Raw genomic sequence first — 11,101 nt, forward strand, 5'->3', positions numbered from 1 at the left:
GCGGGCAATGTCGTCCGGCGTGAAAGGCAGCGCATCCGACATGGTCGGCGTGTGGATGCCGCCGGTGACGGCACAGGTGATGATGACTTTCTTCGACAGGTCGGCCACGGGCTGGTCCTTTCCTTGCACGGGAAGCGACGATTGTTCTACTGGTCCTGAAAGGCTACGCGCCGGCGTGTGGGCACCAGCGAGAGGCCGGTCTTCGACGCGAGGATGCCCCATAGCCCTTTCGGGGCTTTCAGCATGACGAGGATGGCGACCGCGCCGAGGATCAACAGGTAGGTGGTTCCGAGGTCGGACAGGGTCTCGCGCAGCAGGAAGAACAGGATCGTGCCGACGATCGGGCCTTCGATGGTGCCGATGCCGCCAATGACAGCGATGAAGATGACATAGGCCGTCCAGTCGTTGACACTGAAGGCGGCATCCGGCGAGATGCGTAGCTTCTGCAGGAAGATGAAGGCGCCCGTCATCGAGGTCAGTCCGGCGACTGCGACATAGACGAAAAGCTTACTGCGCCAGATGTCGATGCCGAGGCTTTCAGAGGCGATCTCGCTGTCGCGCAGCGCCGTCAGCGCCAACCCCATGCGCGAGCGCAGCAGCAGGATGACGAAGGCCAACGCCGCGAGGGCGAGCGCCAGCGCCGTCCAGTAGACCAGCATTTCGCGCACGTCGCGGTTGGCCGCGATGCCGGTGACGACGCTCGCGGTGAGGCTGGTTCCAGAGCCGCCGCCGAGCGCCGAGAGCTGGGCGAAACCGAGACGGAAGACTTCGGCCAGGGCCCAGGTGCCGATGGCAAAATAGGCGCCCTGCAGGCGAAACAGCAGCGGTGCGAGTGGAATGGCGATCAGTGCGCCCAGCACACCGGCGAGCAGGATCGCCAGCAACGGATGGACGCCAAGGAACATGGCGAGCGCAAACAGCGCATAGCCGCCGAAGCCGACATAGGCCTGCTGGCCGACAGAGACCAGGCCGGTATAGCCGGCAAGCAGGTTCCAGAGGCTGGCCAGCGCGATGAAGGAATAGATCTCGCCAAGCAGCCGGATGTTGGCGCGACCCGCCCACCAGGGTGCCGCGACAAGGCCGACAAGAAGGACAAGGGTTGCAATCGCGGTCACCCGGCTGGTCGCGGTGGAGCGCTCGATCGAGAAACCGGCGTGCATCAGTCCATCCTCGGGAACAGGCCTTTCGGCCGCAGCGCAAGCACCAGGAAGAAGACGAGATGGCCGGCAAGGATCTGCCAGCCTGGCGAGATCTGCGCACCGATCCCCTGCGCGACGCCAAGCACGATGCCGCCGGCGAGCGTGCCCCACAGATTGCCGAGCCCGCCGATGATGACAGCCTCGAAACCAAACAGCAGCCGCGTTGGGCCGGATGACGGGTCGAAATTGGTGCGGATGGCGAGGAAGATGCCGGCGATCGCCACCACCCCAGCCGACAGCGCCATCGCCATGCCGAAGATATGGCGGCGGTCGATCATCATCAGCTGCGCGATCTCGGCGTCATCGGAGGTCGCGCGGAAGGCTCGGCCGAGACTGGTCCGGTAGAAAATCCATTCGAGACCGAAAATGAGCAGCACCGACACCGCGAACATGAAGAGCGGCAGGATGCCCAGGCTCAGGCCCGGCAGCACCTGGATGCTGGCCGTTTCCAGCGCACCGGCGGCCAACCGCCGACTGTCGGCCGTAAAAGTCGCCAGCAAGCCGTTCTGCAGGATGACCGAGATGCCGAAGGTGACGAGCAGCGGCGACAAGAGATCCTTGCCGATCGTCGGGTTGAGCAGCAGGCGCTGCAGGCCGTAGCCGATCGCCGCCATGAGCGGTACGACGATGATGGCCGACGCCAGCGGGTGAAGGCCGGTCGCGTGCACCACGACCAGGGCGATATAGGCAGCGAGCACGATCAGATCGCCATGGGCAATGTTGACCAGCCGCATGACGCCGAAGATCAGCGACAGGCCGGCGGCGAACAGCGCATAGAGCCCGCCGAGCAGCACGCCCTGGACGATGGCGTTGACCCAGTCCATCAGCGATGCATCCCGAAATAGGCGGCGGTGATCGCCGCGCGGTCATGCTCGGCGGGACGGCCCGCAAGCGATACCTTGCCCTCTTGCAGGCAGACGAATGTCTTGGCGACGCCAAGCGCCCGCGAGACGTCCTGCTCGACCAGGATGATCGAGACGCCGGTGGCGGCAATTGGGCGCAAGGCGGCGTAGATATCCTTGATGACCACCGGTGCCAGCCCAAGCGAGATTTCGTCGAACAGGATGATGTCGGGATTGGCCATCAAGGCACGGCCGATGGCGACCATCTGCTGCTGGCCGCCCGACAGCGCCGTGCCGGGTCTGCGCCGCCGCTCGCCAAGGATCGGAAACAGCTGGTAGACCGCGTCGAGCGTCCAGCGGCCGGGTTTGGCGCGCTCGCCGCCGATCACCAGATTCTCCTCGACGCTGAGCGAGCGGAACAAGCGGCGCCCTTCCGGCACCAGGGCGATGCCGCGCCGCGCGATACGGTCAGGCCGCTCGCCGCCGATCGGCTCGCCGCGCAGCAGCACCATGTCCGAGCTGCAGGGCACCAGCCCGGTGATCGCCTTGAGCAGCGTCGATTTTCCGGCTCCGTTGGCGCCGATAAGCGCCAACACCTCACCGGCCCCGAGCTCGAGGTCAACACCGAACAAGGCCTGGAAATCGCCATAGAAGGCCTTGAGCCCACATATGGCGAGCAGTGTTTCAGCCATGCACGGCCTCCGCATCCAGACCCATGTAGATTTCGGCGACCTGCGGGCTGGCCATGACCGCGCGCGGGTCACCGTCGGCGATCTTCCGGCCGAAGTCGATCACCACGATGCGGTCGACCACGGCAAGCAGGGCGTTGACGACATGCTCGATCCAGATGATCGAGACGCCGGCGGCGCGCACCTGCCGGATCGCCTCGACAAGGTCCAGGCATTCCGGTTCGGTCAGCCCGCCGGCAATCTCGTCGAGCAGAAGCAGCTTGGGATCACTTGCCAAGGCGCGAGCCATTTCCAGGCGCTTGCGTTCCAACAACGTCAGCTGGCCGGCGAGCACATTCGCCTTGCGCCGGAGACCGGTAAGTTCGAGCACCTCTACCGCCCTCGCCTCGCTGTCGCGCTCCGATGCCTTGCGGCCGAAGGCAGCACCCACCAGGATGTTCTCGTAGGTCGTCATCCCGGCAAAGGGATGCGGAATCTGAAAGGAACGGGCAATGCCGCGGTGGCAGCGCTGGCGTGCCGGCATGCGGGTGACATCGGTGCCGTCGAAGTCGATCGTGCCGGCGTCGGCCAGCACGGTGCCGGCGATCAGGTTGAACAGGGTGGTCTTGCCCGCGCCGTTGGGGCCGATGATGCCCAGAGCTTCGCCCTTGCCAACCGACAGCGTGACATTGTCGGTAACCTGCAGGGCTCCGTAGCGCTTGCTTACGCCGTTGACAGCCAGGATGGGCAAAGCGAGTGTCCTTCAAATGAGTGCGGCAGCGACCGTGCCGGAGCACGGCCGCCGCCCGAAGCTTACAGAAGGACGAGTTCGCCGCCGATCGCAATTTCCGGCGCCTGGGTGTTGGTGGTGATCACCAGTTCCAGCTTGTCATCCCTGCGCTGCCATTGGCCCGCGACGAGCGGTGTCTTGGAGACGTTCTTCACCGGCCCCTTCGACCAGTCGATGGTGCCGACGATGGTCTTCAGGCTGGTGGCGCGGATCGCCTCGACGATCGCGGCCGCGTCCTCCAGATCGGCCGCGCGCTTGACCACGTCCGCCACCACTTCGAACAGCGCATGGCGAAAGCCGATCGGCTGCGTCCACGGCTTGCCTGTCGCGGCGGTGTAGCCATCGGCAAGGGCTTTAGAGGTCGTGCCGTCGAGCGATGAGACGAAAGGATGGTTGGGCGACCACCATATCTCGGAGGACAAGCCGTTGCCGCGCTCGCCCAGCGCCGCCACGGCCGAGGGGAACAGCAGAGCCTTGCCGACGGTGACGATCTTTGGCTTGAGACCTTGCTGGCCAGCCTGCGCCCAGAAGGTGCCGAAGTCCGGCGGGATCATCACGCCGGTGATGATTTCGGCATTGGCGGCCTTGAAGGCCGATATCTGTGCCGAGAAATCGTCGCTCAGCGGTTGGTAGCGGCCCGGATCGGTGAGCGCGAAACCGCCTGCCGCGAGCGGTTTGGGGAAGCCGAGCTCGGCGTCGCCCCAGGCATTGCCATCGGCATCGTTGGGGAACAGCCCGCCGACTTTCTTCTCGACGCCGGGATGGTTCCACAGCGCGGTAAAATTGGCGATGACGTCTTCCAGCCCCCAGAAGAAATGATAGGTCGACTCGAAGCCCTTGTCCGGCTTGCCGCCGCGGCCGAAGAAGTAGGGCTGCCAGGGGCAATCCGTGGTGATGCATGGCTTGCCGTTGATCTCGGCCTGGTCGGAAACCGGATTGGTCGTGTCGGGCGTCGCGGCGCCCAGCAGGATGTCGACCTCGTCCTTGAGGATCAACTGCGAAGCGACCTCGGCGGCGCGGTTCGGGTTCGACTGACTGTCGCGGACGATGATTTCGACCGCCCACGACTTGCCATTGTTCTGCAGTCCGCCGGCGAAGGCCTTGTTGATGCCGCCGACGATGTAATCGTCGGCTTCCGCGAAACCGGCAAGCGGTCCGGTCTTCGGGCTGACATAGCCGACCTTGATGGTCGGCGTGTCGGCATAGGCGCGCGTCATGCTGAGGATTGCCGGTGCGGCAAGCGCCGTCCCGGCCGCAGTCTTCAAAAAGTTGCGGCGCGTGACCTTATGCTCCGCGCCGGCTGCTTTCATCGTCTTCACCATGGTCTCCTCCCGAGCCTGTTGGCGTTGATGCGAAATTTCTCAGATAGGAAAATACCGTGCCCCGCAGCCCGCCGGCCTGTTCGTCGGTCCAGTTGCGAAACCCTTCGCCCGACTTCATGCCGAGCCTGCCCGACGCGACGAGATCGCTAAGGTAAGGCGACGGCTCAGGCGAGCGGTTCAAATGCTGGAGAACCACATTGTGGATGTCGAGCGTCAGATCGGTGCCGACGAGATCGGCATTCTCGAGCGGACCGAGCACCGCGAGCCGCCGGCCGAAACTGGCCTTGACGACCGTGTCGACGGTCTCTGCATCGGCGATGCCCTCCGCAACGATGGCGATTGCCTCGCGCCACAGCGCGTGCTGAAGCCGGTTGCCGACAAAGCCTGGAACATCCTTCCTCACATGCACCGGTGTTTTGCCCACCGACGACAAGAGGGCGATCATCGCGGCGATCGCCTCGGGTGATGTATCGGGGGATCCCACCACTTCGACCAGCGGCACCAGGAAGGGCGGATTCCACCAATGTGTACCGAGAATACGCGCGCGTGTTTCCAGCCCTTCGGCGATCTGGCCGATCGGAATGACCGATGTGTTGGAGGCAAGCAGCGCCGATTTCGGCGCCAGCCGAACCAACTCGGCAAAGATCGAGCGTTTCAGCTCAAGCTTTTCCGGCGCCGCCTCGATGACGATATCGGCAACGGCGACGGCCTCGGCGAGATCGGCGTGGCCGGACACGTTGCGTTCCGAGCCGATCCCGAAACCCAGGTCAGCGAGGTTTTTCGCGATGCGCGACTGCAGCGTATCAAGAGCCATCGCTTGCGCGTCGAAGACGCGGACGCGATGGCCGGCCCTTGCAAAGACCTGAGCGATGCCATGGCCCATGAGGCCGGCGCCGACGATCGCGATGGTTTGCTTGGCTCGGGTCATGCCTCAGCCTGCCGTATAGCCGCCATCGGCGTAAAGCGTGTGGCCGGTGTAGAAATCCGACGCCTTCGAGACCAGAAACAGCAGAGGCCCGGCCAGGTCCTGGGGCTCGCCGAGGCGGCCCTTGGGCACGCGCGCCAGAAACCCTTTGCGGACAGTTTGGGCGTTTTCCGTATCCTCGAACATCCACGCTGTCAGCGGCGAGCGGAAGACGGTCGGCGCGATGGCGTTGACTGTGATGCCGGTCGCCCCCCACTCGCAGCCGAGCGCCCTGGTGATGCCGTCGACGGCGGCCTTCGACGCGCAATAGGCGGTGTATCCGGCGGGATGGCCGAGCAGGCCGCGCGCCGAGGACATCAGCACCATCTTGCCGCCCTCGCCTTGCGCCAGCATCTGCTTGCCGGCGGCGCGCGCCATCAGCCAGGATTGCGTGACGTTGGCATCCATCACGTCCAGGAACCGGGCCGGCGCCATCTCGGTGATTTTCGCGACGTCGTTCTTGCCTGACGCAACGACGAGAATGTCGACTCGGCCGAAACGTTCGACCGTCTTCGATATGATCGCCTCGCAGGCGGCCTCATCGGACGGGCGAGCATTGATCGCTTCGACCTCGGCGCCGAGTTCACGACACGCTGCCGCCGTGTCCTCCAGGGCCTTTGCGCTGCCCGCAACAATGGCGAGTTTTGCTCCCGCTCCGGCAAGGACCTGCGAGGCCAGTGCGCCGAAGGCGCCGGATGCGCCCGTGATGATTGCAACCTTGCCGGCAATGTCGAACAGCGACAGTGGTTTCTTTAGAAAGTCGCTCATGGCTTCCCACCTCTGGTCTTCAGGTCGCTCATGGCTTCGCATTCCTGGTCTTCAGGTCGCTCATGGCTTCGCATTCCTGGTCTTCAGGTCGCTCATGGCTTCGCATTCCTGGTCTTCAGGTCGCTCATGGCTTCGCTCCGGGCGGATAGGGAATGACGACCAGCATCGTGCAGACATGGTTCGTGCGATTGACGATCTCGCGCACTTCGCCTGGTGCGATGGTGCAGGAATCATATTTCTGCAGGACCGTCTCGACGCCATTAGCGATCACCGTCATTTGCCCCTCGAGGACGACGTAGACTTTTTCGAACGGCGTCGAGTCCGGCCCTGCTCCACCCCACGGAAGGAATTGCGACAGGCCGACCCACTGGTTCTCCGGGCCGCCTGCCTCGAAGCCCTGGAGACGAAGCCCAACAACGTCGCGATGGTTGGGCGCCAAGTAGGGCTTTGCGTCGGCAAAGCGTTTGGCAAGCATCAGAACGCCTCGCCGGGCTCGATGCGGTATTTCTGGCCTTTGTCGATCATCGCCACTAGGCGGATAATGCAGCCATCGCCGCGGTCCCAGTTGATCGGGAAGAAGGCGAAGGTGCAGCGCTTGCCGGTGACGGCATCGAGATCGCCGCCGACATTCTCGATGCCGAGGATGCCCGCCTTGAATATCTTCTGGTGCACCGGCTCCCATTCGGGGAAAGCATCATTCCAGTCGATGCCGCCCGACCACTGCTTGTACTCCTCCGCCAGATGCGGCAGCAGCGGACCGTTGCGCTGCGGCCCGATGGCGGTGGCCAGCGGATGGTCATTGGCCTGGGTGTCGTGCCCCACCACCTTGACGCCCTTCTCGATCATCCAGTCGGCGGCCGAGGGCACGAAGCCCGGGCAGTAGGGGAAATAATCGCCGTCTTCGTAGACCTTGTGCCAGCCGGTGTTGATGATCAGCACGTCGCCCTTGCGGATTGCCTTGCCGCAGGCCTTTTCGAGGTCGTCTGCGGTGATCTGTTCCCACTTCTTCTTCGGCAGCGACACGACGATGCCGGAGCCGAAGAAATGCGGCAGCGGCACTTCGTCGATGAAGGGGGTGCCCTGCACGACATGCGCCGGCGCGTCGATATGCGTCGTCACATGCATGGTCGTGGTGATTGTCTGCGACAGCACGCCGGACTTGGCCATGTAGTGCATGCGCTCGATGCGGACGTCGCGGAAATAGGGCCAGTTCGGGCACTGGTAGCCGAAACGATGCGACAGATTGTAGAATTCGATGCCCATCGGATTGTCCAGATTGCTCTGGAATTCGATGCCGCGAACCGTGATCGTCATGACAAAATCCTCCATCCCCCACCGAGGCAGGGCCAGGTCTGCAGATTGAAATATGGAAAGCTCCTCCCGAGTTTCCTGTACTGCAATTTGATACATATGTACCGTATTGCAGTCAAGCTGTATCATGATACGGTTTACGAAACCCACAATGAGGCTGGCGCGCCCAGGGTTTCCGTGGCAAACGCCAGACTTCGGAGAGTTGGAGCAGGACGATGTCGGAAGCCGATACAGCCGAGGCGAGGAACGGCATTCAAGTCATCGCGCGCGCGGCATCGGTGCTGCGGGCGCTGAAGGGTTCGCAGACCGGGATGAGCCTCGGCCAGATCGCCGAACGGGTCGACCTGCCGAGATCGACCGTGCAGCGCATCGTCGGCGCGCTTCAAGCCGAGCGGCTGGTGATCGCTTCGAGCGCCGGCTCAGGCATAAGGCTCGGGCCCGAGTTGCATTCGCTTGCAGAATCCGCCCACTACAACATCGCGGAAACCATCCGGCCGCTGCTTCAGGACCTGTCGCGCGATACCGAGGAGACCGTCGACCTGTCGATCCTGCGTGGCAACATCCTGATCTTCATCGACCAGATCGCTGGCACGCAAAGGTTGCGCGCGGTTTCCTCAGTCGGGGAAACGTTCCCGCTGACGACAACCGCGAACGGCAAGGCCTGCCTGGCGCTGATGGATGACGACGCGGTGGAGCGCTTCGCGCGCGGCGAATGGGCGCGCGCGGGCACCAAGCGCGACATGCGTGGCTTCATCGAAGAAATTGCGCAAGTCCGCCAGCACGGTGTCGCCTTCGACCGCGATGAACATACATCAGGCATTTCGGCGGTCGGTATCGCCTTCAAGGACTGGAAGGGGGACTTCTACGGCGTGTCGATCCCGACGCCGTCGACGCGCTTCAAACAAGGCGAGGCCGGCCTCACGGCGGCTATCCTGAAACTGCGCCACGACATAGAAGCGCTGACCGGGGGATGATTTGTGCGCTGGGGCCGCCCCGAGCCCGCCGTGACCAATTCCGATCATACCGTCACGCCGCCGCGACAAGCCAAGCCGCTTCACACTTTTCCTGGAATTGCTCGGGTGCCCGGTTGCCGGAGCCTTTGCCGACGAGACCTGACCGCCTCCAGCAGCTCGCGCTCGCTGGTGCGAGCATTTCGAAAAATGGACACAACCATCACCGCCAAGATTTCGGCGTCCGGGTCCAAAGGGTCGAGCTTCTCATCCGAGCAGACCTGTTCGAACACGCGTTCGCAAATAGCCAGATCGTGAGGGCTCAGGCAGGTGCGATTGAAACGTCGACGCAGCATCTGTGCGAACCTTTCAGGGCCCGCCCCTTACTTGCGGCGGGCTTTGCTGATGAACCGCTCACGCGATGCAATTCTCAAGCGAAAATATCGTTCACAGTGTATTGGAATCAGTTACCTGTTGCCTGATGATTCCTCTGTTAGGAGTCCCAAAATCACCGCACACTCGCGAGCTCTATACTGCCCAGCAATCATAAGCTGGTAGTAATCTCGCCGTTTGTTTTCCGGGACGTGAAAACCGCGCCGAAATTCCGCCGCCTCTTTCGGAGTTCGAGTGCATCCGAGCTTACTGGCGGTGACTTTCAGACTCGCCAGTGAGCATCCGATCCTTTCCGCAATAACCTTCAACGGCTCGTTGTTACCGTATCCATCAAGAATTATCTTGCGCCGAGCTTCGCTGTTGAGTTTTGTGTTCATTTCGCGGCTTCCTCAACTCCTAGTTCACGATGCCAGATTCTATATGCATCGAGTTGAAGAGTGTCGTTAGCTTCGCATCCATAAACTTATCTCGGAATGCATTTCTTACTGCAATCCAGCGGATCGCTGTTTCGGTCGACTCGAGTTCCGCCAGTCTTGCCAGATGGCTGAAATACACCACATGATTGAGAGGGGCATGGGCATACCCGATTCGGATATGGCACCACGCGATGGATACTAAGAGGCAAGACGAGGCCCCAGCGAGGCAGCCGCGGGACCGTGATAGGCGTCGCTGGCCGCGCGAAGGTCAACCCCACGATGAGGCCGCTCCATCGCTCGTGCCAGTGCTCGAACCTCTGGCCTTTTCAACGCTCGAACTGGCGCCACGCGATCAATTCGCCGCTTGGCAACTGCATATGGCGCCGCTTGTCGATGTCAGATTGCCGGATGACAAATCGCCGGACGATGGCTTTCCCGCCTCCCACACAGCTTGGAATCTCGGTGGAATGCTGATCGTTCAGCAGCGCGCGCCGGCACATAGCTACATCCGTTCGGCCGCCAAGCTCCGATCCAGTTCAATCGATCATTGGTATATCGTCTTGCCACGCACTGGCCGGTCGTGGACGGAGGTCGATCGCCGCGTTGCGGAGACCCAGTCAGGCAAATTGGAGATCAGATCGCTTGGCTACCCGTTTCGGGGGAGGGTAACGGACTCGGAAAGTCTCTTCCTCTATCTGCCGCGCGATTTGTTCTCTGATGCGGCATCAACCCTCGACGCAAAGAACAATTCAATTCTGTCCGGCAACTTTGCCGACCTCTTGGCCGACTACGTCAATAGCGTCGAAGCAAGACTGCGCAGTCTCACGGCTGAAGATCTGCCCCGCATCGTACACGCAACCCGCAGCATGATCATTGCCTGCCTCGCGCCTCCGGCGGACCATGCTGCGGCCGCCGAACAATTGGCGAGCGTCGGGCTGATGGAGCGAGCGCGTCGATACGTCCAAAACAATCTGGATGCGGCTCATTTGACGCCGGATTCAATGTGCAGGGCTCTCGGCGTATCACGCTCCCGTCTCTATCAATTGTTCGAACCGAGCGGGGGTGTTCTCCACTACATACAAAGTCGCCGACTTCTGGCAGCCCATGTTGCGCTCAGCGACCCGGCGGACAGTCGGCGAATTGTTGATATTGCTGAGACCTTTGGGTTTAGTTCAGCGGCTAATTTCAGCCGGGCATTCAGCAAGGAATTCGGTTACAGCCCCCGAGAAGGCCGCAGCACCATGATGTTGCCGCGCCCCGCCCACTCTGTTTCGCTTGCTGAACGCGAGAAGACCTCTTCCTTTGAAGGTTGGCTCAAAGCGCTCGGAAGCTGAGTGCAGGACCGGCGATGATCGAGATTGAGCGGGCTCAACACAGGGGCGAGCCACGCCGTGTCATGGGCCAGAATATTTCGTGTCCCGTCCACCACGCCGTCAATCATATAGCCAATTCCCGCCAATTTTCGATTTAGTAACCAA

The 11,101-nt window shown here is 62.4% G+C and carries 14 protein-coding genes; 2 read left to right on the forward strand and 12 right to left on the reverse strand.

What is annotated here, in order from left to right:
* The 10 genes from AB4Z43_RS26130 to AB4Z43_RS26175 form a co-directional block, all read right to left on the reverse strand.
* The coding region (locus AB4Z43_RS26130) for a 3-keto-5-aminohexanoate cleavage protein (RefSeq protein WP_441939014.1) at nt 1-99 on the reverse strand (99 nt) is incomplete at its 3' end.
* Nucleotides 100-146: 47 nt separating this feature from the next.
* Nucleotides 147-1,160, reverse strand: coding sequence for a branched-chain amino acid ABC transporter permease (locus AB4Z43_RS26135; protein WP_441939496.1), 1,014 nt, complete (start codon nt 1,158-1,160; stop codon nt 147-149).
* Nucleotides 1,160-2,023: a branched-chain amino acid ABC transporter permease gene (locus AB4Z43_RS26140; protein WP_019860233.1), complete on the reverse strand. Its 864-nt coding sequence runs from the start codon at nt 2,021-2,023 to the stop codon at nt 1,160-1,162. Before AB4Z43_RS26140 ends, AB4Z43_RS26135 begins: the two co-directional genes overlap by 1 nt.
* On the reverse strand, nt 2,023-2,733 hold the full coding sequence (locus AB4Z43_RS26145) for an ABC transporter ATP-binding protein (RefSeq protein ID WP_064986264.1): 711 nt from the start codon (nt 2,731-2,733) through the stop codon (nt 2,023-2,025). Before AB4Z43_RS26145 ends, AB4Z43_RS26140 begins: the two co-directional genes overlap by 1 nt.
* Nucleotides 2,726-3,460 carry an ABC transporter ATP-binding protein gene (locus AB4Z43_RS26150; protein WP_441939499.1) on the reverse strand — a complete coding sequence of 245 codons (735 nt, stop codon included), beginning with the start codon at nt 3,458-3,460 and terminating at the stop codon, nt 2,726-2,728. Before AB4Z43_RS26150 ends, AB4Z43_RS26145 begins: the two co-directional genes overlap by 8 nt.
* A gap of 62 nt (nt 3,461-3,522) precedes the next feature.
* Entirely contained in the window at nt 3,523-4,821 is a 1,299-nt protein-coding gene (locus AB4Z43_RS26155) for an ABC transporter substrate-binding protein (RefSeq protein WP_202360617.1), read from the reverse strand.
* Nucleotides 4,784-5,749 carry a 3-hydroxyacyl-CoA dehydrogenase family protein gene (locus AB4Z43_RS26160; protein ID WP_038644723.1) on the reverse strand — a complete coding sequence of 322 codons (966 nt, stop codon included), beginning with the start codon at nt 5,747-5,749 and terminating at the stop codon, nt 4,784-4,786. Before AB4Z43_RS26160 ends, AB4Z43_RS26155 begins: the two co-directional genes overlap by 38 nt.
* A 3-nt stretch (nt 5,750-5,752) precedes the next feature.
* The gene (locus AB4Z43_RS26165) at nt 5,753-6,553 is read right to left on the reverse strand and encodes an SDR family NAD(P)-dependent oxidoreductase (RefSeq protein ID WP_019860239.1); all 801 of its coding nucleotides are present in this window, start codon (nt 6,551-6,553) and stop codon (nt 5,753-5,755) included.
* 124 nt (nt 6,554-6,677) lie between these two features.
* Nucleotides 6,678-7,028, reverse strand: coding sequence for a cupin domain-containing protein (locus AB4Z43_RS26170; RefSeq protein WP_019860240.1), 351 nt, complete (start codon nt 7,026-7,028; stop codon nt 6,678-6,680).
* Nucleotides 7,028-7,867 carry a cyclase family protein gene (locus AB4Z43_RS26175; RefSeq protein WP_069093312.1) on the reverse strand — a complete coding sequence of 280 codons (840 nt, stop codon included), beginning with the start codon at nt 7,865-7,867 and terminating at the stop codon, nt 7,028-7,030. Before AB4Z43_RS26175 ends, AB4Z43_RS26170 begins: the two co-directional genes overlap by 1 nt.
* Nucleotides 7,868-8,079: 212 nt before the next feature.
* On the opposite strand from AB4Z43_RS26175, the gene AB4Z43_RS26180 reads away from it, so the two are divergent.
* A complete protein-coding gene (locus tag AB4Z43_RS26180; protein ID WP_441939503.1) occupies nt 8,080-8,838 on the forward strand; it encodes an IclR family transcriptional regulator in 759 nt (252 codons plus the stop codon).
* 80 nt (nt 8,839-8,918) lie between these two features.
* Here the strand turns inward: AB4Z43_RS26180 and AB4Z43_RS26185 are convergent, their stop codons facing one another.
* On the reverse strand, nt 8,919-9,170 hold the full coding sequence (locus AB4Z43_RS26185) for a hypothetical protein (RefSeq protein WP_027047219.1): 252 nt from the start codon (nt 9,168-9,170) through the stop codon (nt 8,919-8,921).
* Between the two features lie 111 nt (nt 9,171-9,281).
* Nucleotides 9,282-9,584 carry a hypothetical protein gene (locus tag AB4Z43_RS26190; RefSeq protein ID WP_069091344.1) on the reverse strand — a complete coding sequence of 101 codons (303 nt, stop codon included), beginning with the start codon at nt 9,582-9,584 and terminating at the stop codon, nt 9,282-9,284.
* 230 nt (nt 9,585-9,814) lie between these two features.
* On the opposite strand from AB4Z43_RS26190, the gene AB4Z43_RS26195 reads away from it, so the two are divergent.
* Nucleotides 9,815-10,957 carry a helix-turn-helix domain-containing protein gene (locus AB4Z43_RS26195; RefSeq protein ID WP_019860244.1) on the forward strand — a complete coding sequence of 381 codons (1,143 nt, stop codon included), beginning with the start codon at nt 9,815-9,817 and terminating at the stop codon, nt 10,955-10,957.
* Nucleotides 10,958-11,101: the final 144 nt, after the last annotated feature.

It is taken from the genome of Mesorhizobium sp. 2RAF45, from assembly GCF_052115225.1.
Classification (GTDB): domain Bacteria; phylum Pseudomonadota; class Alphaproteobacteria; order Rhizobiales; family Rhizobiaceae; genus Mesorhizobium; species Mesorhizobium jarvisii.

What these genes read in the sequence shown, in the direction of transcription:
- AB4Z43_RS26190 (WP_069091344.1), bottom strand. Translation starts at nt 9,584, where the DNA reads ATGAACACAAAACTCAACAGCGAAGCTCGGCGCAAGATAATTCTTGAT.
- AB4Z43_RS26185 (WP_027047219.1), bottom strand. Translation starts at nt 9,170, where the DNA reads ATGCTGCGTCGACGTTTCAATCGCACCTGCCTGAGCCCTCACGATCTG.
- AB4Z43_RS26160 (WP_038644723.1), bottom strand. Translation starts at nt 5,749, where the DNA reads ATGACCCGAGCCAAGCAAACCATCGCGATCGTCGGCGCCGGCCTCATG.
- AB4Z43_RS26155 (WP_202360617.1), bottom strand. Translation starts at nt 4,821, where the DNA reads ATGGTGAAGACGATGAAAGCAGCCGGCGCGGAGCATAAGGTCACGCGC.
- AB4Z43_RS26195 (WP_019860244.1), top strand. Translation starts at nt 9,815, where the DNA reads ATGGATACTAAGAGGCAAGACGAGGCCCCAGCGAGGCAGCCGCGGGAC.
- AB4Z43_RS26165 (WP_019860239.1), bottom strand. Translation starts at nt 6,553, where the DNA reads ATGAGCGACTTTCTAAAGAAACCACTGTCGCTGTTCGACATTGCCGGC.
- AB4Z43_RS26180 (WP_441939503.1), top strand. Translation starts at nt 8,080, where the DNA reads ATGTCGGAAGCCGATACAGCCGAGGCGAGGAACGGCATTCAAGTCATC.
- AB4Z43_RS26175 (WP_069093312.1), bottom strand. Translation starts at nt 7,867, where the DNA reads ATGACGATCACGGTTCGCGGCATCGAATTCCAGAGCAATCTGGACAAT.
- AB4Z43_RS26135 (WP_441939496.1), bottom strand. Translation starts at nt 1,160, where the DNA reads ATGCACGCCGGTTTCTCGATCGAGCGCTCCACCGCGACCAGCCGGGTG.
- AB4Z43_RS26145 (WP_064986264.1), bottom strand. Translation starts at nt 2,733, where the DNA reads ATGGCTGAAACACTGCTCGCCATATGTGGGCTCAAGGCCTTCTATGGC.
- AB4Z43_RS26170 (WP_019860240.1), bottom strand. Translation starts at nt 7,028, where the DNA reads ATGCTTGCCAAACGCTTTGCCGACGCAAAGCCCTACTTGGCGCCCAAC.
- AB4Z43_RS26140 (WP_019860233.1), bottom strand. Translation starts at nt 2,023, where the DNA reads ATGGACTGGGTCAACGCCATCGTCCAGGGCGTGCTGCTCGGCGGGCTC.